Raw genomic sequence first — 16,107 nt, 5'->3', positions numbered from 1 at the left:
GACCTCACTGATAGCGATAGCTGCCGGGAATTTCCTCAGTGACCGGCTCTGGTTCCTTCTTTGCGCGCCGCCGCGACGGCTTCTCGCTCGTCTCGTCGTCGAATTCCTTATCCTCTTCGGGCAGCGGCCCGATCCCCTCCATGATCGCTTTGCCGTTCGCTTCCGCCTGGGCCGCTTCGGCGTCGTGCTCATCTTGCTCGGCCTTGCGCGCCAGCTCATCGATGTCGCCGACGTGTTGCTCGCCAAACAGGCCGGCCTTCTCGAACTCTTCGTGATAGAGGATCAGGCACCGCCAGAATTCGCGCGCCTTGAGATCGTCCTTTTCGAACATACGCGCGAGTGCGCAGTTGAACTTGAACGCTTTGGCGTGCAGGTTTCCGTTCTCGACGGCTTTCGCGATGCGCTCGCCGATTTCGCCATTTATCGAGGCAACCTTGCTTTTCGATTGGTTGAAGGCCTTCGCCAGCGCGACCATTTGCTTCGTGTTCGCGACCTTCGTCGTGACCTCTTCCGTCATTTTTCAGCCCTTCGATAGAGAAGCGAGCTTCGCGCGCATCGCCATGAGCGCACGCAATTCATCGTCGACTTGTTTCAGCAGATCGCGCGCCTCGCTCGCCGAGACATCCCCGTCGCCCATCGCGACAAAGAGCTGCGTCGTCACGCGGCCGTGCTCATGCGCCTTGTCGGCCGCGATGTGAGGGAGATCGCCGTCGCCGATCTCGATCGGCATGAAGACGCCGCCGGCGAGCGCGGCGAGGTCTTCGGCGGCGGCCGTGGCTCCGCAGAACTCCGTGAGCTTGCGCACGAAATCATAGGACATGTGATCGGGGCTCGCCGGGTCACACAGCTCATAAAGGCGCGACACCGCGCGCTCGAGCAGGAAAGCCGAACGCTTCACGCCGCCGGCCTCGTCGACCAGGCGCGTCACGATGTCCTTCGTCGTTCCGTAGTCGCGCTGTTTCGTCATGCCCCGTATTTCCCGCGCTGCATTCTGGGTAGCCCTCCGCTCGAACGCGTGACCTTTATGCGGGCGGAACGCGGGCGATACACGCTTACGAAAAGGCCCCGACGCCGAAGCGCCGGGAAAGTCGAAGAAAAGAGAGAGTCCGCACATCAACCACGCTGCGGCACGCGCGCTTCCTGGGGAGGAAGATCAGGACCGATCGGCGAGCTCGCGGATCGGCTCGTATTCGGATGCGAACGCCGCGAGCAGCGCGTCGCCGAGGAATGAAAGGATCGTGGTCAGCATGGAGCATCCTTCGCGAATAGTTCCCGCTTCCCCTGTTGCTCGTACCTGCACGCCAGCGGTCGGCGCTGCGTCCCCCCGACAGGGGCATTCTTTGCGGTCGCGGCGGGAGCGCGGAACCGAGAGTCGGGACGCATGGGTAGAAGGGCGTCGAGAGGCCGGGAACCTCTCGACGCATAGTCCGCGGCGCGGCGATGTCGGGGCCGACGACGCGGAAATTGTTTCGGAGAGGCGCGCCGACATGTCACGCGGCCTCATGTGCGACGCCGAACCGGCGTTCGTGTTCGGCACGCAGCGCGCGCTCGAGGTCCTCGCCCGTGAAGCAGCGGATCGCCTCGGCCTCCGTCGCCACGTCGAGCTTCATGCAGATGCAGCCGATCGCCTCGAGCACTTCGTTGACCGTGAGCCCCTCGGCGCTCGCGATGTCGCCGTAGGTTGTGCCGCCGGCGCGCAGTTCGAGCACGCGCCGCTCTTTCGGAGTGAGGGCTCGGAAACGGCTCATGCCGCAGATCCTCTTGCTGCGCGCGCTTTCGCCAGGCGCTCGGCCGCCGCCGCCCGCTGTTCGTCGGACATCTCGCGCTCGGCGCGGAAGGGGTTCGCGCCCATCCGGAAAGGCCACAGAGCGCATTGCACGACCAGGCAGCGGCGCGTTTCGGATGGTGCGCCGCCGCTGCAATCCAAGCACTTCGCACGAATTGCGGAGAGAACTGGCGTCACCTCGTGCCCGCACGACGCAAGCTCTTCGCGCGTCATGTCGCGCGGGTCACGGCCGACGCGGACGTGCTCGGTCGGGTCGAGGATGAACGCGGGTGATTTTTCGATCGACAGCATCACGCTGCCTCCATCGGCTGAGGAGGTGGGTAGATGTCCGGGCGCAGCTGATGGCGCGGGACGCCAGTCTCGCGCTCGATCGGCAAAACATATTCGGCGGCGACGCCGACCTTCGTTTTCTTGAGCCAATTCGAGATAGTCTGCTGTGACACGCCGATGCTTTCCGCGAGAGCGGCCTGCGATCCCTTGATCGCGATGGCTTTGAGGAGTCCGCTTGTGTCCATGGCGCGGTTATAACAAGTATGATTGTTGATTGTCAACAAACAGAATTGTCGAGCAGCGTCACAAGCGCCCTTGTATCTTCGTGGGCCATGGACACGCTCGCGAACCGTTTGAAACAGCGCCGGAAACAGCTTCGCCTCAGTCAGGCCGCTGTCGCGCGCGCTGTCGCCAAGCTGCGCGGTCGCGCTTTTTCTCAGCAAGCCTATGCGGCTCTCGAATCCGGCGACTCGCAAAGCTCAGCGGAGATTGCGACCATTGCCGAAGTGTTGAAAGCGCCACTCGCATGGCTGCGCGACGGGAAAGGGTCGTCCCCGGAAGCGGTCGAACCTCCGTGTTTCGAGTCGGCGGTCGACGCTGATCTCGGCCGGGATAAGGACGAGGGGACGATTCTCGAAGCGGAGGTGCGTGCGGGCGCCGGCGGCGGTGGCGTGCCCGCAGGCGCCTATTATGTCAGCGACGGCGACGGGAACTCGTATCATGCGGAAGGGATCCGAGATCGGTGGGTCATCCCGCAAGCCGTCGTCCGCGAAATGCTTCACGCTTCGCCGACGCATGTCCGGATCTTCGAGGTCATCGGCGATTCGATGATCAACCCGGACAGCCGGGCCTTTTCGCTCTATCCCGGGGACAGGGTATTTGCAGATCTCCGCGACACGATACCGAGCCCCGAGGGAATTTTCGTCCTGTGGGATGGGCTGAGCGTCGTCGTGAAGCGCGTCGAGGTCGTTCGCGGAGCCGATCCGATTCGGCTCCGATTAATTTCGGCGAATCCCCAATATTCGCCCTACGAGGCGACGACTGACGAGGTTCGGATCATCGGCAGATATGTGGGGCGATTCACGGTGTTTTGATGCGTGGTTTTGTGTCGTTTTCTCGCCTGACGATCCGCGTCGGCATCGCTCTGGCGACATCGTTGTTCCTGCAGGCGCACGCAAACGCCTGTAGCGGCTGTGGCTGCCGTGGCGGCCCTGGCTACAGAGGCCCGAGCGGCCGCTGCGTTGGGTGGGCAGACATCGGGCGGGTCTGCGGGAGTCCGCCCACATCGAGATGCGCGGCGGAAGGCCCGAACGCGGGCGCGCAAGACGCCGCGGCGCGCGGCGCCCGAGCATCGAAGGCCAAGAGCAGATAGTCGCCACCAGGGGAGAGCGGGATGTTCGGATGGTGGAGCCGCCGGCGCGAATATCGCGCTCTTGTTCAACGGGACGCCGATGACCTGATGGCCCGTTTCGGCATTCAGGCCTACGCCGAGGCGAGCATGAGGTGGCGTATGGACACTGGCATTCTCGACGGCAATCGGCCAGATGGGCATTGGCAACTCGTGCAGGAGGAAATCGCAGAAAGAACCGGAAGAATCATCGGGTTGTCCGGCTACGAGCAGTATGGCAGGCAAAAATAACAATTATATTTGTTGACTTGTAACAAGCATAATTGTAGGCATGACTCACCAACCGAGGTGAGCCATGCGTGAGATTGAGTTTTCCTTCGAAGAGCTGCCGCTCGGCAGCGTCAGGACCGTCGACGGCCTTGTTTGCCAGTTCGAGGCCTGCGCCTGGGGGCGCGCCACCATTTCCTACGGCTCCGACGACTGGGCCGTCCTCCGCATCGACATCGACGCCTCTGCGAAGGTCGACGGTCGCTGGGTCACGCGCCCCGCGCTGCTCGAACGCCATCATCCGCTGTGGAAACTGATCGCCGACGCTCTGCGCGAGCGCGAGAACGATCGCATCAACGAGCGCATCGTCGACGACATGCGCGAGTGCGGCGGCGTGCCGTGGAATCCCGCTGTTGAGCATTCCACGCTCAATCATTGCCAGCAGGGGATCGCGCGATGACATTCCCCGTCAAAACCTCACCGGCTTTGCGCGCAGCCGACCGCGAGCTGTTCGAAAGCCTGATTCCAGGATTCAACGCCACGGTCGATGGGCTCGCGGGAAAGCTCGAGGAAGCTGGACACAATCTCCTTTCCGACGCGATCTCGTTTCGGCGCCAGATCGCCGGGAGCCCTTACGAGCGCCTCGTGCTCGCCGGCCGGCTGCTCGATATGTGCGACAGCGAAATTTCGGAGATGCTGAACCGCGAGATTGATGATCTGACATTCGACGATGTGCTCGCGTCGATCGAAGGACTCGCAACGAAGGTGCGCGCGCTAAAGGCGCGTGCCGAGATTCCGAAGGCGGCGGAGTGACGCACATGCCGACCTGCATCACCGCGCTCGTCGCCCCTCGCGCCGAACTACGAGTCTTCCGCGACACGGTCTCGACCGGCAACTGGCTGAACATTGGCGCTGCCGATGGACGCGTGCTGCTGCGCCTCAACATCACCGATGCGACGCCGGACGAGCTCGACGAGATCGCTGCAGCGTTCTGTTCGGTCAAAGGCGAGCGGCGTCGGATTGGTGACGAACAGAGAGCGGAGTGACGGCGATGCCGACGTGCGCCGATTGCAGGCACTGGGACAACAGCGAGACGGCGCGCGGAAATGATTTCGGCGCGACCGGACTGTGCCGGCGCGCGGCGCCTTTCGTCGACTTCCGCACGGGCCTCGGCGCGTGGCCGTTCGCCTTCGCCGATGATCGCTGCGGCGAGCATTCGCCGATCGTGCGTTGGCCGCGCGATCTGACGCGCAGGCGCGATCCCGACGACGATCTTCCCTTTTGAGGACTGACGATGATGCAAGAGCCGAAATTCACGCCAGGACCGTGGTGTCTCGACGGATTTTGTCTGACAACGGTTCTCAAGAAGGTCCGCGACAAGAGCGACCCGGAAGCGAAGCATCTTTGCGGCGACTTCGACGAGATCGGTAGGTTCAAGAAGATCGAGGATGCGCGGCTCGCCCACGCCGCACCAGAATTATATGAGGCGCTCGAAGCCGAAAGCGCTCTCATCGTGTCCGCGCAAGAGCTGATCGCGTCGTATTTGCCGCCCGATGGCATATCGAAAGACGCGCTCATCAACGGCCTGATAGAGCTGTTCGACGGCCCTCGCCAGCGTGCGGCGCAATCACAATCCAACGCCGCGTTCGCCAAAGCGCGCGGGGAGGGGTGACGATGTCGGGCCTCACCCCATCCCAACGCACCGCAATCGAGTCCGCCGAAGCGGAGATCGCGCGCATCATCGCCGCGCTCAGCGCCGAACATGAGCTGCTCGTCGAGAGCATCGAAACGAGGGCGGACACGGTCGAAATCGTGGCGTTCAATATGCAGGAGATCGGCGAATGACGATCGCGACGTTCCCGCAAACCTCCTTGGGCGCCGCGGCGGCCGCTGTAGTCGATCGGCTGGCGCCGGGCGGCGTTCAGCGTATCCAGTGCCCTGACGACGCAACGTGGCACGCGCTGCGCCGCCAAGACATCACAGCCAGCGTTGCGGCGGCGCTGCTCGGCGCGGCGGACCCGGAAGATCAGCACGCATATGCGACGCCCTACAAGCTTTACCTGCTCGCGACCGGCGCAATCGAGCCGGAGCCGATCGACGAAGAGGGGCCCGTGCTGCGCGGCTGGCTCATGGAAGAGCCGGCAGTGCGGCTGCTCCGCCGGCGCAATCCGAGCTGGATCGTTCGGCACAACGCCGGCGATGCGCGCGTCTATTACCGCGATCCTGCGGCGCGAATCGGCTGCACGCCCGACGCGATCGTGAACGACCCGCAGCGCGGGATCGGGATCGTCCAGATCAAAAGCGTCGAGGCGTCCATCTTCCGCAGGAAATGGAAGAACGACGACGGTGACTTCGAGCCGCCGCTGTGGATCGCGGTGCAGGCTATCGTCGAGGCGACACTCGTCGGCGCGTCATGGGCGGCTGTGGCGCCGATCGTCGTCGGGCACGGCGTCGAGATGCCGCTGATCGAGGTTCCGATCAAAGCGGGGATCATGGTGCGGCTGCGCGCTGCCGTCGCCGAATTCTGGCGGCGCGTCGCCGAGAAACGGCCTTATGATCCGGATTTCCGCCGCGACGGCGAGCTGATCGCGCAGCTTTACGATGACCCGGACCCCGGCGTGATCGTTGACCTATCCAGCCATCCGCGCATCGTTGAAATCGTCGCACAGCGCGAGGCTTTGAAAGAGCGCGAGGCCGACGGGAAAGCCGCCGAGAAGGAGCGCAAGACGCTCGACGCGCACATCATCTTCACGCTCGGGAATGCGGAGAGCGGCCGGCTCCCGGATGGGAGGATCATCACCACGAAGGCGACCCGGCGCGCCGGCTACGAGGTCGCGCCGACATCGTTCAGAACAGTCCGCATCAAGAGAGCCTGACCATGGAAGCCGAAGTCATTTCCCCGAACGACTACGTCACGATTCCACCAGCGGGCGCGCTCGCGCTCACCGTGCCCGAGGGACGGGCGCTCGCGTTCTTCACGACGGCGGGCGCGGTCGATCCGATCCTCGCAAAAATCCGGGAGGAAATCGATGCGTTCGCCGTGCCGGACGTGAAGACGAAAAAGGGCCGGGACGAGATCAAATCGTTCGCGCACAAGATCACGCGCTCGAAGACGTATCTCGAAGGCGTCGGCAAGGAGCTGGCGGCGGCACAGAAGGAAATCCCTAAGAAGATCGATGCGAGCCGACGCTTAATCAAGGATACGCTCGACAAATGGCATGACGAGGTGCGGGCGCCGCTGACGGCGTGGGAAGATGCGGAGGGCGCGCGGGTCGATCGGCATAAAGAGAAAATCCAATGGCTGGCGGAAATGTGCATCGGTATCCAGGCTGTTTCCGAAGCTGATGTCCTGCGCGCCTATTTGCGTGACGTGGACTCCCTCGAGATCGGCCCTGCCTGCGAAGAGTTCATCGCCGAATATGCATCCGCGAAGGACGCGGCCCGCGCGCGGCTGGCGGCCGCCATCACCGCTGCTGAAAAGCACGAAGCCGAACAGGCCGAACTCGACCGTCTGCGCAAGGAAGCCGCCGAGCGTGCGGCTAAAGAGCGCGAGGAGCGCATCGCCCGCGAGGCGGCCGAGCAGGCGCGGCAGGAAGAACAGCGCAAGGCCGCCGAGGAGATCGCGCGCAAAGAAGTGGCGGCGAGAGCAGAGCGCGACGCTATCGAGGCCAAGGCGCGCGCCGAACGCGAGGAGGCGGAACGCCGCGAGCGAGCGGCCGCGCTCAAAGCCGAAGAGGAGCGCCTGGCGGCCGAGCGCCGGGAGCTGGAATTGCGTCGGCAGGCGGAGGAGGCCGATCGCCGCGCGGCCGAGACGGAAGCTCGGCTCAAGCGCGAGGCCGAAGAGGCGAGGGCCCGCGAGAAACGCGAGGCTGCGGCTCGTGAAGCCGACCGTGAGTATCGGGCGAAGATCAACAGCGCGGCGGCGAAGGCTTTCGTCGAGGCCGGCTTTTCCGATCACGACGCGCGGGCCGTCGTGATCCTGATCGCGAGCCGGTCAATTCCGCATGTCACGATCAATTATTGAAGGGTGAGAAAAGATCATGAGCACGCAAGTCCAGACGCGAGACGCCGTAACCGCTTTCAAGTCCCAAATTGCGAACGGTGAAAATGAGTTCCGTGCAGCGCTTCCCGCTCACATTCCTGTCGAGCGTTTCATGCGCGTCGTCACCACGGCCGTGACGAGTAACCCAGACCTCTTGAAGGCCGATCGCCGCTCGCTGTTCGAAGCGGCGACAAAGGCGGCGCAAGACGGGCTTTTGCCGGATGGCCGCGATGGCGCGCTGGTGATCTTCAAGAACAAGGTCCAATGGATGCCGATGATCGGAGGCATCCTGAAGAAGGTTCGCAATAGTGGCGAGTTGTTGTCGATCAGCGCCTACGTCGCCTACTCGAATGACGAGTTCACTTACGAACTCGGCGACGAAGAGAAGATTTTCCACCGGCCAGCGCTCGACGAGCGCGGCAAGCCACGGCTCGTTTACGCCATCGCGAAGACGAAGGACGGCGGAATTTATCGAGAAGTGATGACGGTCGCCGAGGTCGAGAGGGTCCGTGCTGTTTCGCGCGCTGGGTCTTCCGGCCCTTGGAAAGACTGGTGGGACGAGATGGCTCGCAAGACGGTCCTGCGGCGGCTTTCGAAGCGCCTCCCGATGTCGAGCGATCTCGATGACCTCGTGCGCCGGGACGACGAGCTTTATGAGTTCGACGCGGCGAAGACGGGTGGCAAGAGCGACGACGTTGCACCTCGCACCCTTTCCAGCCGCCTCGACGCCCTCGCCGCCCCGCGCGAGCCCGAGCCTGCCCACGATCCCGAGACGGGCGAAATCACGCAAGACGATTCCGAGACCGGCGCCGAAGGTGACGCGGCGTCGCAGGCCGCGGGGGCGGAGGCTGGCGCACGGGACTCCGCCGGCGCTGCCTCTGCGGCCGACGCGGCCGCCGACGAGGACGAAAAGCTCCTCGACGCGGCACGCGCGAAATCGCTCGAAGGCCGCCGAGCATTCGATGCTTGGTTCAATCGCCTTCGCCCCGAGCAGATCGACGCCCTCAACCCGCATATGCGCGAGCTGATGGCGGCGGCGAAGCAGGCGGACGGGAGGGTGTGAGCCATGGCGACCAATCTGGACGACGACCCGCGTGTCACCGCGGCCGAAGAGGCCATTCAGAAGATCTTGCTCGACCTCGAGGATGAGATCGGCGCGAGCGTCGAGCTCGTCGATGTCGACACCCACAATTTCTGCCAGCTGCGCACGAGCATTTTCCTGACGAGCGAAAAGAGGATGTGATGGCGCTCTCGATTCCTCCCCGCCATGTGGCTGACCCGGGCGCTTTGACGCCAGCGGAGGCCGAATTCGTGCGCGCGCTTCAGAGCGGAGCGCGCGATCTCAATGATGCCGCGGAGCGTCTCGGGATCAGTCTGAGGTCGGCGCAGCGTCGCTCTGGCGTCATCTGCCAAAAGCTCGGCGTCGCGAATTGGCGTGAGGCGATCGCGATGTGGCGAGGACAGGCGGCATGACGAACTTTTCAGCGTCCGAAAAGCTCAAAGAAGTCGAGCGGGAGATCGCGCAGCGCCGGCGCGTCTACCCGCGCCTGATCGGCGCGGGGAAGATGTCTCGCGCTGCCGCTGATCGCCAGATCGCAATCCTCGAGGCCATCCGCGACGACTACCGCAGCAAGGCGGATGAAGAGAGGCTGCCACTTTGACCACGACCGCACTTACGCTCCTCGAGCAAGGGCATGCGCGCCAGTTGCCGCCGATTCTGCAGCGGCCCGACGATCGCGGCGCCATCGCGCATCTGACGCTCTCGATTTCCGAAGAGACGCCCGACGGGCGCGGCGGCCCGCGCTGGTCGCTGAAGGGCTCGCCGACCGCCGTAGTAATGGCGGACAAGCTATTCTCCGGCGCGCGCTGCTCGAAGGCCCGCGATGCAGTTTCGTGGCCCGCCGACTCGGCGTCCTTCGAAGATCTCTTGATGTTGATGCATCGCTTTCCGGTCTCCATCGGCCGCACCGCGGCGGAGCTTTGGGCGGAACAATATTCCGATTTGGTCGCCTCCTATGAGGAGCGGCTCGCGCTCGCGCCGATCGGCGCGCCAAAGGGCGGCGGCCGCTTCAAGGGAACGCTGCGCGACTTCCAGAAAGAAGGCCTCAGCTTCATGGTCGCGCATCGCAAGACGGTGCTCGGCGACGATATGGGTTTGGGCAAGACGATCCAAGCCCTCGCGCTGCTCGACCGCATCGACGATTGGCCCGCGCTCATCGTCTGCCAGCCGCACGTCATGAAACACTGGGAACGCAGCATCGAAAAGTTCCTCGATGCGCGCGACGCTTCAAGGCCGCTCACGGGCGCGGCCGGCGCGATCTCCTGGCTTTCGCTGCGCGGCTACAAGCAGGGCCGCGACACGCCCAAGGCCGATCTCTACCTCGCCCACTATCTCATCATGGGCGCATGGGAGAACTGGCTGCGTGCCCGTGGCGTCCGCACGATCATTTTCGACGAATGCCAGGAGCTTCGCCATCCCGGAACGAAAAAGCACGAGTCCTGCCGAACATTGGCGCGCAGCGCGAAGACTTCGATCGGTCTGTCGGGCACGCCGATCTATAACAAGGGGATCGAGGTCTACAACGTCTGGAACACGATCAACCGAGGATGTCTCGGGACAAAGGTCGATTTTCAGCGGACGTGGTGCTCGGAGTCGGACGTCTACCTCGTTGAAAATCCTCAGGCGCTCGGCCAATATCTGCGTGATCGCGGGCTGTTGCTGCGGCGGACGAAGGCCGAAGTGCTGTCCGAAATGCCGGAGAAGCAGCGTGTCATCGAGCCGATCGACGCGGACAACGCGAAGTTCGCCGAGCTGCTGAAAGAGGCGATCAAGCTCGCCAAGGACGCGGCGCTCGTGCGCGACCCGTTCGATCGCGGCAAGATGGAAGCCGAGGCGCTGGCGAAGACCAGGATGGCGACGGGCGTCGCCAAAGCGCCCGGCGTCATTGCATTCCTGCGCGCGCTCCTCGAAGCCGAACAGCCGACGCTCGTCTTTGCGCATCACCACGCCGTCCACGACCTGATCTCGGACGCGCTCGAGGACTTCGGCCCGGTCAGGATCACTGGGCAAGAGACCATGGGCCAGAAGGACACGGCAGTGAAGCGCTTCGCGGCCGGCGACACGAACCTATGCCAAATAGCGCTCCGTGCGGCGACCGGCATCGACGGGCTGCAGGCGCGAGCTCGCGTCGTCGTCTTCGCCGAGTTCGATTGGTCGCCGGCAATCCACTGGCAAGCCGAGGATCGCGCTCACCGCATGGGCCAGCGGGAGAGCGTGCTCGCCTATTACCTGACGACAGACCTCGGCACCGATCCTGGAATGCTCGAGGTGCTGTCGATCAAGGAGGCGCAGGCGCTCGGCGTCATGCACGACAAGATGTCGGACGAGTCCGACCACGCGCTCGCGCAGGCTGCGGCCGAGCGCCACAAGGCGGACATTCTCACGATGCTCAGGGGGCAGAAATGACGCGCACAACCCTTTCCCTTACGGCTGGCCTCCGCGAAATGATCGCGGGCGGCCGCCTGACTGAGGCGATGATCCCGGACGATTTTCAATGGCTCGAGGCGGCGCTTGAAGTAGCCGAGCGCGATCTCGCCGAGCTCGAAGACAGACGGCGGTCGACTTCATATTTCGGCGCCGAGACGGGCGATCTTCGTGACGCTATCGCCAAAATTATCCGTTCGTGCTCGTCGCCGACCGTTGAGCGCGGCGGATTCCATGCCCGCAACGGCAGTCAGGCCGGCTATATCGTCTATGAGCACGACGGGCTGCCGGGGGTGCAGAGCGGCATCCTCGATCTCTTCGGCCTTGTCGATCACCCGATCGCGACCGTCCCGCTGAACGAGCCCGTGCTCGTCTTCGACGCGGGAACCGGCGACGCCGCCATCATCGAACTCCGCCGGCCCGGCGAGTTCTGTCCTTTCGGAAGCCCGCGCAATCCGCGCCCGGCGACGCACTGGCGCCGGCTTCCGCCGAAGGGGAAGCGCCCGTGAAATCGATGCTTCCACGCTGCGCGCGCTGCGGCGCCTTCCCGATGGCAATCGACCTCGGCGCCGGCCATTGTTTCGATCGTCCGAGGGCGGAATTGTGCCTCTGGCGTCGGGCTCTGCGGAAGTGGCGGATGCCGCGCGCGCGGCAGGTGGTGGCGAGGATCGAGGAGCGGCCCAAGCGGAAAAGGATGCTGCGTCATGGTTGATCTGTCGATCCCCTATGGCCTCAAAGCACTGTCCGTTCGTCAACCCTGGGCGTGGGCCGTTTTCCACGGCAAGGATGTCGAGAACCGCACGCAAGCGAGCATCCGGCACATGAATTTCGCCGGCGTCGACCGCATCGCGATCCATGCAGCAAAAGGCATGACGCAAGACGAATATGACGCGGCGGCGCTCTTCATGTCGTCGATCCGCGTCGAGTGCCCGCCAGCGATCGAACTGGCGCGGGCCGGCATTATCGGATCAGCGCGCGTCGTCGGGATCGTAGGTCGCAATGGTTCTTCGGACCTCGCGCGATCGTTCTCGCTGACCCGGAGCCCTGCGATTTCATTCCCGTGGTCGGGCAGCTCGGGCTTTTCGACTGGACGCCTGCCGGGCCGGCGATCGTCCCGCAGCCGGCGCGATGGATGCTCGCCGGGCGGCCATCGAAGCCTGCCACGGAGCAGGCCGCGAAAGAGCCGGGGCTACCATTATGACGACAACCCCCACCACGAACGAGATGAAGGCGCAGATCGAACGCGGCGCCGAGATCGAACGGCGCGCCAGCACTGGTTGGTTCGCGTTGCTCTACAAGACCTGCGCCGAGGCCAGCAAGGCGAGAGGGTTCAGTCTCTACGACGCCTATGACGCACCTGATTGGAAAGCGACGATAGAGTCGACATTTCCGAATGGATGCGGGCAACTATTTCACAAGACCGCTGACGGCGGAATTACAGGGCTTCCTGGCTTCGTCGAGGCCTCCGCCGACGATATCCGGTTCATGGAATTCGCGCGTGCCTTCGTGCCGATCGCGATCCGGTTTATTGAGGCGCACCTGCCGGAGATCGAGCAGCTCGAAGCGCATGGCAAGCGCGCATTCGGCGCCGACTTGACCGATCCCGGTAATCGATTGTCGCTTTTCTCTTGGGACCAGGGAACGCGCGCATCGCTTCTGATCCACGCCTTTCGCACGGCGGAGATTCGCCGTTTGGAGAACAAGGCGCATTTGATGCGCGCCGGCTGCTTCGATGAGCGCGAGCGCGTTTCGGATGAGTCCTGGCGTCGGCGCAACGAAGAACTTTTCCGCGACGCTGAACAGGGCGCGGCGCTCGCGCAGGAAGCGCAGGAGGCATTGGATCATGGTTGATATTCGCCCTGTTCGCTTTCAGCTCTCGCGCCGCAAAGGCTTCGACCTGCAAGCGCTGTCGCGCGCGACGAATGGCCTGCCGGCGGTGAACTGCGCGCGGCCGGGCAAGTTCGGCAATCCCTTCACGATGGCCGGCTGCCGAGAAGCTGGATTCAAGGGCGATGACGCCGCTATCGCCGCACGTTGCGTCAAAGCGTTCGAGGCGTGGATCGACAGTCCATATTGGCGGACAAACTGGGACGGGCCAGAAGCCGAGCAGGCGCGCGCCGCAATTCTCTCCGGCCTCCCGCAGCTCGGCGGCAAGAACCTCGCGTGTTGGTGCGCGCTCCCGAAGCCGGGCGAGCCGGATATCTGCCATGCGGCGGTTTTGCTCGAGATCGCGAACCGCCAGACCTGCGAAGAGGTGACGCATGGTTGAGCGCTTCAGAACCGAGTGGGGTTCTGTCGTCGAAGTGAGCGGCGAGCATCGCGGCGCCTTCGAGATCACCTTCGACTGGCTCGAAGAAGGCGCCTGTGTCGAAGCGCGTGGCTCGGCGACTGTCGAACTGCTCGACGAGCCGAGGCTCTATTGGCGATGCGATTGCCATGGTGAGCGATCCGCGCGGCTCTTTCCGGTCTGCGAAGAGGTTACGCTGTGAAGCGCTCCGACCTCTTCGACACGCCCGTCATCAAGCGCGCGGTGATCTCGCCGTGCGGGCGCTATCGCTATTCGCTAGAGCGAATTTGGAATGCAACTCCGCCGCTCGTCTTCGTGATGCTCAATCCTTCTACGGCCGACGCCAGTGTCGACGATCGGACTATCGGGCGATGCATAGCGTTCGGCGAACGCGAAGGCTCCGGCGGGATATCCGTCGTCAATCTCTATGCTTTCCGAGCGACCGATCCGGAGCAGCTGTGGACCGTTGACGATCCGATCGGCCCGGAAAACGATGCTTGGCTCGATCGCATAGCGTCTATGCCGCGAACCGGACCGATCGTCTGCGGATGGGGCGTCAACGCCAAGAACTCGCGCTGGGTCGATGTGGTGGGGTTTCTCGATCGCGCCGGGGCGGGGCTCGCGTGCCTTGGCAAGACGCAGGACGGGAGCCCGCGCCACCCGCTCTATGTCCGCGCCGATCAGCCGTTGGAGGAGTTCCCGTGACTGACCACCGCGCCAAAGCGCTTGCTGACAAATATATCGGACGCACGGGTGGCGCGCCCGAACCGGCCGCGCGGATCAAGAGCCCGACCCGCGTTGGCGGCGAGTTTCTTGGGCCCGACAAAATCCGCTACGTCGCGACGCTGTTTGAATTCTCGGAAACGATCATCACCAAGGGGCAGCGGGGCTTCCCGCATCGCGGCGATATGGCCGCCGCCGCTTCGAAGGCGCAAAAGGCGCTCGCCCAGCTTCTCGGTGTCCCGGAGAGTGACCTTCGCAGCGCGGTCGCCCTCTATCTCAAGCAGGCGTGCTCATGACCGCCGATCGCCTCCAATGCGTCGTCCCGTTCTGCCGGCGGACGATGCGTGCCAACAGCAGTTTCTCAGAATGGATTTGCGCCGGCCATTGGCGGCTGATCGATCGGGATTTGCGGCGCCTCCACACGAAGGCGTCACGAGCTTTTCGCCATGCCGAAGCGGAGTGCGAGGCGATCGAACGCGAGGGGCGCGCGATGCGCGAGGTCCCGCCATCCCTGTTCGCGAAGCTCTCGAAAGCCGCCTTCCGGCGAGAGAAGAAGCTGCGACAGGCGCATCGGCTGTGGGAGCGCTGCAAGCGCCAGGCGATCGAGCGGGCGTTTGGGGGAGGGGAGGGGCTGTGAGCCGACGCGCCGCCCACTCGACGTCCACGGATGCGGAACGCATCCGCGCGACGGCCGCGGCCGCCATTCTCGGTTTGACCGTGCGCGGCGTCCAAGCGCTCGCGGCGCGAGGGGAGTTGCCCGGGGCCGCGAAAATCGGCAGCCTATGGACCTTCGATCCAGAGAAGCTCCGCCGGCATGTCGCGGCGAAGGAGGCCGAATGCGCGAGCCGAATCTCTATACCCGAGGCGGAGTCTTCTGGCTGCGAGCCACCATCCGGGGAGTCGAGCATCGAGAAAGCCTACGCACGCGCGATCTCGCGACTGCGCGGCGGCTCCGGGACAAGCGGATCGAAGAGATCTCAGCGGCGCGCTGGCGCGGCGAAAGGCGCCGGACGTGGCTCGAGGCCGTGACGGAATGGGCCGAGCACGAGTCTGGACAAATTGCTCCTTCGACCGCCAAGCGCTACGCCGTCTCGCTCTCGATGGTCAAACCCCACCTCTCCGCCTACGCGATTGAGAAAATTGACGGACAGGCGATAGCATCGATGATTTCGGCGCGCCGGCGGGAAGGGGCGACCTCCGCGACCGTGCGCCGTGACCTCACGGCCATCTCGCGGGTTCTGGACTATGCCGAGGCGATGGGCTGGCGCGAAGGCAATCCGACACTCTCCAAAAGGCGTCTGCTCAAAGAGAGGCGGAATCCCATCGCCCTGCCGATTGCTCGGGACATCGAGGCGGTTATTGCGGCTGCCTCGGCGCGTTTTGGCGCCCTGATCCACGCCGCGCGGCTCACCGGCTGCCGGCAGGACGAACTCGTCCAGGCGACATGGCGGGGCTTCAATCAGCGCGCGAAAACGCTCGAGGTCATCGGGAAGGGGAACAAGCGCCGGACGATTTCGCTGTCCGAGACAGCGGCGGCACACATCTCGGCACAGCCGGTCACGCTCGGCTGTGACCTGATTTTCTGCCGGGAAGGCGGCGAGGCCTTCTCACAGGCAGCGTCGGATTTCACCCATGTGCGCCGAGCCGTCATTGCCAAGGCGAAGAAGGAGAAGCGGGAATTTCAGCGATTCCGGTTCCACGATCTCCGCCATCTGTTCGCCGTCGAGGCGCTTCGCGGCGGCATGAGCATCTATGCGCTCTCGAAGCATCTAGGCCACACGAGCGTCAAGACGACCGAGATCTACCTCGATTTCCTGACACCGGAAGAGGCGGCCCGCGCCAAAGAGGGGGCGGCACAAATGCCGGCACAACCACGGCGGTCTGCCTGACGAAAGGCCGC

General features: G+C 64.2%; 27 protein-coding genes. 22 read left to right on the top strand and 5 right to left on the bottom strand.

What is annotated here, in order from left to right; genetic code table 11:
• Positions 1–4: 4 nt before the first annotated feature.
• The 5 genes from Mspo_RS07370 to Mspo_RS07350 all read right to left on the bottom strand — a co-directional run bounded on the left by Mspo_RS07370 (position 5) and on the right by Mspo_RS07350 (position 2,337).
• Positions 5–517 (bottom strand): hypothetical protein, encoded by a 513-nt coding sequence (locus tag Mspo_RS07370; protein WP_159728339.1) that lies wholly within the window; start codon positions 515–517, stop codon positions 5–7.
• A gap of 3 nt (positions 518–520) precedes the next feature.
• A complete protein-coding gene (locus Mspo_RS07365) occupies positions 521–967 on the bottom strand; it encodes a phage regulatory CII family protein (protein ID WP_159728338.1) in 447 nt (148 codons plus the stop codon).
• 523 nt (positions 968–1,490) lie between these two features.
• Positions 1,491–1,748 carry a LuxR C-terminal-related transcriptional regulator gene (locus Mspo_RS07360; RefSeq protein WP_159728337.1) on the bottom strand — a complete coding sequence of 86 codons (258 nt, stop codon included), beginning with the start codon at positions 1,746–1,748 and terminating at the stop codon, positions 1,491–1,493.
• Positions 1,745–2,077, bottom strand: coding sequence for a hypothetical protein (locus tag Mspo_RS07355; protein WP_159728336.1), 333 nt, complete (start codon positions 2,075–2,077; stop codon positions 1,745–1,747). The genes Mspo_RS07360 and Mspo_RS07355 overlap by 4 nt, the downstream gene beginning before the upstream one ends.
• Entirely contained in the window at positions 2,077–2,337 is a 261-nt protein-coding gene (locus Mspo_RS07350; protein ID WP_244613225.1) for a YdaS family helix-turn-helix protein, read from the bottom strand. The genes Mspo_RS07355 and Mspo_RS07350 overlap by 1 nt, the downstream gene beginning before the upstream one ends.
• Before the next feature lie 51 nt (positions 2,338–2,388).
• Between Mspo_RS07350 and Mspo_RS07345 the strand changes: the two genes are divergently transcribed.
• From Mspo_RS07345 to Mspo_RS07240, 22 genes are all read left to right on the top strand, one after another.
• A complete protein-coding gene (locus Mspo_RS07345) occupies positions 2,389–3,150 on the top strand; it encodes a LexA family transcriptional regulator (RefSeq protein WP_159728335.1) in 762 nt (253 codons plus the stop codon).
• 299 nt (positions 3,151–3,449) lie between these two features.
• Positions 3,450–3,695 (top strand): hypothetical protein, encoded by a 246-nt coding sequence (locus tag Mspo_RS07340; protein ID WP_159728334.1) that lies wholly within the window; start codon positions 3,450–3,452, stop codon positions 3,693–3,695.
• 64 nt (positions 3,696–3,759) lie between these two features.
• On the top strand, positions 3,760–4,131 hold the full coding sequence (locus Mspo_RS07335) for a hypothetical protein (RefSeq protein WP_159728333.1): 372 nt from the start codon (positions 3,760–3,762) through the stop codon (positions 4,129–4,131).
• Positions 4,128–4,484: a hypothetical protein gene (locus Mspo_RS07330; RefSeq protein WP_159728332.1), complete on the top strand. Its 357-nt coding sequence runs from the start codon at positions 4,128–4,130 to the stop codon at positions 4,482–4,484. Before Mspo_RS07335 ends, Mspo_RS07330 begins: the two co-directional genes overlap by 4 nt.
• A gap of 5 nt (positions 4,485–4,489) precedes the next feature.
• Positions 4,490–4,717: a hypothetical protein gene (locus Mspo_RS07325; protein ID WP_159728331.1), complete on the top strand. Its 228-nt coding sequence runs from the start codon at positions 4,490–4,492 to the stop codon at positions 4,715–4,717.
• A gap of 5 nt (positions 4,718–4,722) precedes the next feature.
• Positions 4,723–4,956 (top strand): hypothetical protein, encoded by a 234-nt coding sequence (locus Mspo_RS07320; protein WP_159728330.1) that lies wholly within the window; start codon positions 4,723–4,725, stop codon positions 4,954–4,956.
• Positions 4,957–4,965: 9 nt separating this feature from the next.
• Positions 4,966–5,343 (top strand): hypothetical protein, encoded by a 378-nt coding sequence (locus Mspo_RS07315; protein ID WP_159728329.1) that lies wholly within the window; start codon positions 4,966–4,968, stop codon positions 5,341–5,343.
• A gap of 2 nt (positions 5,344–5,345) precedes the next feature.
• Positions 5,346–5,516: a hypothetical protein gene (locus Mspo_RS07310; protein ID WP_159728328.1), complete on the top strand. Its 171-nt coding sequence runs from the start codon at positions 5,346–5,348 to the stop codon at positions 5,514–5,516.
• Positions 5,513–6,547, top strand: coding sequence for a YqaJ viral recombinase family protein (locus tag Mspo_RS07305; protein ID WP_159728327.1), 1,035 nt, complete (start codon positions 5,513–5,515; stop codon positions 6,545–6,547). Before Mspo_RS07310 ends, Mspo_RS07305 begins: the two co-directional genes overlap by 4 nt.
• A gap of 2 nt (positions 6,548–6,549) precedes the next feature.
• Complete coding sequence (locus Mspo_RS07300; RefSeq protein ID WP_201281649.1) at positions 6,550–7,695, top strand: hypothetical protein; 1,146 nt, start codon at positions 6,550–6,552, stop codon at positions 7,693–7,695.
• Positions 7,696–7,711: 16 nt separating this feature from the next.
• Positions 7,712–8,776, top strand: coding sequence for a recombinase RecT (locus Mspo_RS19870; RefSeq protein WP_244613223.1), 1,065 nt, complete (start codon positions 7,712–7,714; stop codon positions 8,774–8,776).
• 3 nt (positions 8,777–8,779) lie between these two features.
• Positions 8,780–8,956, top strand: coding sequence for a hypothetical protein (locus tag Mspo_RS07290; protein WP_159728326.1), 177 nt, complete (start codon positions 8,780–8,782; stop codon positions 8,954–8,956).
• 226 nt (positions 8,957–9,182) lie between these two features.
• On the top strand, positions 9,183–9,374 hold the full coding sequence (locus tag Mspo_RS07285; protein WP_159728325.1) for a hypothetical protein: 192 nt from the start codon (positions 9,183–9,185) through the stop codon (positions 9,372–9,374).
• Positions 9,371–11,179: a DEAD/DEAH box helicase gene (locus Mspo_RS07280; RefSeq protein WP_244613221.1), complete on the top strand. Its 1,809-nt coding sequence runs from the start codon at positions 9,371–9,373 to the stop codon at positions 11,177–11,179. The genes Mspo_RS07285 and Mspo_RS07280 overlap by 4 nt, the downstream gene beginning before the upstream one ends.
• A gap of 68 nt (positions 11,180–11,247) precedes the next feature.
• Complete coding sequence (locus tag Mspo_RS07275; protein ID WP_159728324.1) at positions 11,248–11,706, top strand: hypothetical protein; 459 nt, start codon at positions 11,248–11,250, stop codon at positions 11,704–11,706.
• Positions 11,707–12,394: 688 nt separating this feature from the next.
• Positions 12,395–13,048 carry a hypothetical protein gene (locus Mspo_RS07270; protein ID WP_159728323.1) on the top strand — a complete coding sequence of 218 codons (654 nt, stop codon included), beginning with the start codon at positions 12,395–12,397 and terminating at the stop codon, positions 13,046–13,048.
• Positions 13,041–13,466 carry a DUF4326 domain-containing protein gene (locus Mspo_RS07265; RefSeq protein ID WP_159728321.1) on the top strand — a complete coding sequence of 142 codons (426 nt, stop codon included), beginning with the start codon at positions 13,041–13,043 and terminating at the stop codon, positions 13,464–13,466. The genes Mspo_RS07270 and Mspo_RS07265 overlap by 8 nt, the downstream gene beginning before the upstream one ends.
• A complete protein-coding gene (locus tag Mspo_RS07260) occupies positions 13,459–13,686 on the top strand; it encodes a hypothetical protein (protein WP_159728319.1) in 228 nt (75 codons plus the stop codon). Before Mspo_RS07265 ends, Mspo_RS07260 begins: the two co-directional genes overlap by 8 nt.
• Positions 13,683–14,189 (top strand): DUF1643 domain-containing protein, encoded by a 507-nt coding sequence (locus Mspo_RS07255; RefSeq protein ID WP_201281648.1) that lies wholly within the window; start codon positions 13,683–13,685, stop codon positions 14,187–14,189. The genes Mspo_RS07260 and Mspo_RS07255 overlap by 4 nt, the downstream gene beginning before the upstream one ends.
• Complete coding sequence (locus tag Mspo_RS07250; protein ID WP_159728317.1) at positions 14,186–14,503, top strand: hypothetical protein; 318 nt, start codon at positions 14,186–14,188, stop codon at positions 14,501–14,503. Before Mspo_RS07255 ends, Mspo_RS07250 begins: the two co-directional genes overlap by 4 nt.
• A gap of 194 nt (positions 14,504–14,697) precedes the next feature.
• The gene (locus Mspo_RS07245) at positions 14,698–14,844 is read left to right on the top strand and encodes a hypothetical protein (RefSeq protein ID WP_159728315.1); all 147 of its coding nucleotides are present in this window, start codon (positions 14,698–14,700) and stop codon (positions 14,842–14,844) included.
• Positions 14,845–15,043: 199 nt separating this feature from the next.
• Positions 15,044–16,096 (top strand): site-specific integrase, encoded by a 1,053-nt coding sequence (locus tag Mspo_RS07240; RefSeq protein ID WP_159728314.1) that lies wholly within the window; start codon positions 15,044–15,046, stop codon positions 16,094–16,096.
• Positions 16,097–16,107: the final 11 nt, after the last annotated feature.

It is taken from the genome of Methylosinus sp. Ce-a6 (assembly GCF_009811655.1).
Taxonomy (GTDB): Bacteria; Pseudomonadota; Alphaproteobacteria; order Rhizobiales; family Beijerinckiaceae; genus Methylosinus.
The sequence above is the reverse complement of the archived record's forward strand: the minus strand, read 5'-3'. Positions and strand labels throughout refer to the sequence as shown.

Coding starts and splice junctions, on each gene's coding strand:
- Mspo_RS07370 (WP_159728339.1), bottom strand. CDS start 517: ATGACGGAAGAGGTCACGACGAAGGTCGCGAACACGAAGCAAATGGTC.
- Mspo_RS07365 (WP_159728338.1), bottom strand. CDS start 967: ATGACGAAACAGCGCGACTACGGAACGACGAAGGACATCGTGACGCGC.
- Mspo_RS07360 (WP_159728337.1), bottom strand. CDS start 1,748: ATGAGCCGTTTCCGAGCCCTCACTCCGAAAGAGCGGCGCGTGCTCGAA.
- Mspo_RS07355 (WP_159728336.1), bottom strand. CDS start 2,077: ATGCTGTCGATCGAAAAATCACCCGCGTTCATCCTCGACCCGACCGAG.
- Mspo_RS07345 (WP_159728335.1), top strand. CDS start 2,389: ATGGACACGCTCGCGAACCGTTTGAAACAGCGCCGGAAACAGCTTCGC.
- Mspo_RS07340 (WP_159728334.1), top strand. CDS start 3,450: ATGTTCGGATGGTGGAGCCGCCGGCGCGAATATCGCGCTCTTGTTCAA.
- Mspo_RS07335 (WP_159728333.1), top strand. CDS start 3,760: ATGCGTGAGATTGAGTTTTCCTTCGAAGAGCTGCCGCTCGGCAGCGTC.
- Mspo_RS07330 (WP_159728332.1), top strand. CDS start 4,128: ATGACATTCCCCGTCAAAACCTCACCGGCTTTGCGCGCAGCCGACCGC.
- Mspo_RS07325 (WP_159728331.1), top strand. CDS start 4,490: ATGCCGACCTGCATCACCGCGCTCGTCGCCCCTCGCGCCGAACTACGA.
- Mspo_RS07320 (WP_159728330.1), top strand. CDS start 4,723: ATGCCGACGTGCGCCGATTGCAGGCACTGGGACAACAGCGAGACGGCG.
- Mspo_RS07315 (WP_159728329.1), top strand. CDS start 4,966: ATGATGCAAGAGCCGAAATTCACGCCAGGACCGTGGTGTCTCGACGGA.
- Mspo_RS07310 (WP_159728328.1), top strand. CDS start 5,346: ATGTCGGGCCTCACCCCATCCCAACGCACCGCAATCGAGTCCGCCGAA.
- Mspo_RS07305 (WP_159728327.1), top strand. CDS start 5,513: ATGACGATCGCGACGTTCCCGCAAACCTCCTTGGGCGCCGCGGCGGCC.
- Mspo_RS07300 (WP_201281649.1), top strand. CDS start 6,550: ATGGAAGCCGAAGTCATTTCCCCGAACGACTACGTCACGATTCCACCA.
- Mspo_RS19870 (WP_244613223.1), top strand. CDS start 7,712: ATGAGCACGCAAGTCCAGACGCGAGACGCCGTAACCGCTTTCAAGTCC.
- Mspo_RS07290 (WP_159728326.1), top strand. CDS start 8,780: ATGGCGACCAATCTGGACGACGACCCGCGTGTCACCGCGGCCGAAGAG.
- Mspo_RS07285 (WP_159728325.1), top strand. CDS start 9,183: ATGACGAACTTTTCAGCGTCCGAAAAGCTCAAAGAAGTCGAGCGGGAG.
- Mspo_RS07275 (WP_159728324.1), top strand. CDS start 11,248: ATGATCCCGGACGATTTTCAATGGCTCGAGGCGGCGCTTGAAGTAGCC.
- Mspo_RS07270 (WP_159728323.1), top strand. CDS start 12,395: ATGACGACAACCCCCACCACGAACGAGATGAAGGCGCAGATCGAACGC.
- Mspo_RS07265 (WP_159728321.1), top strand. CDS start 13,041: ATGGTTGATATTCGCCCTGTTCGCTTTCAGCTCTCGCGCCGCAAAGGC.
- Mspo_RS07260 (WP_159728319.1), top strand. CDS start 13,459: ATGGTTGAGCGCTTCAGAACCGAGTGGGGTTCTGTCGTCGAAGTGAGC.
- Mspo_RS07245 (WP_159728315.1), top strand. CDS start 14,698: ATGCGCGAGGTCCCGCCATCCCTGTTCGCGAAGCTCTCGAAAGCCGCC.
- Mspo_RS07240 (WP_159728314.1), top strand. CDS start 15,044: ATGCGCGAGCCGAATCTCTATACCCGAGGCGGAGTCTTCTGGCTGCGA.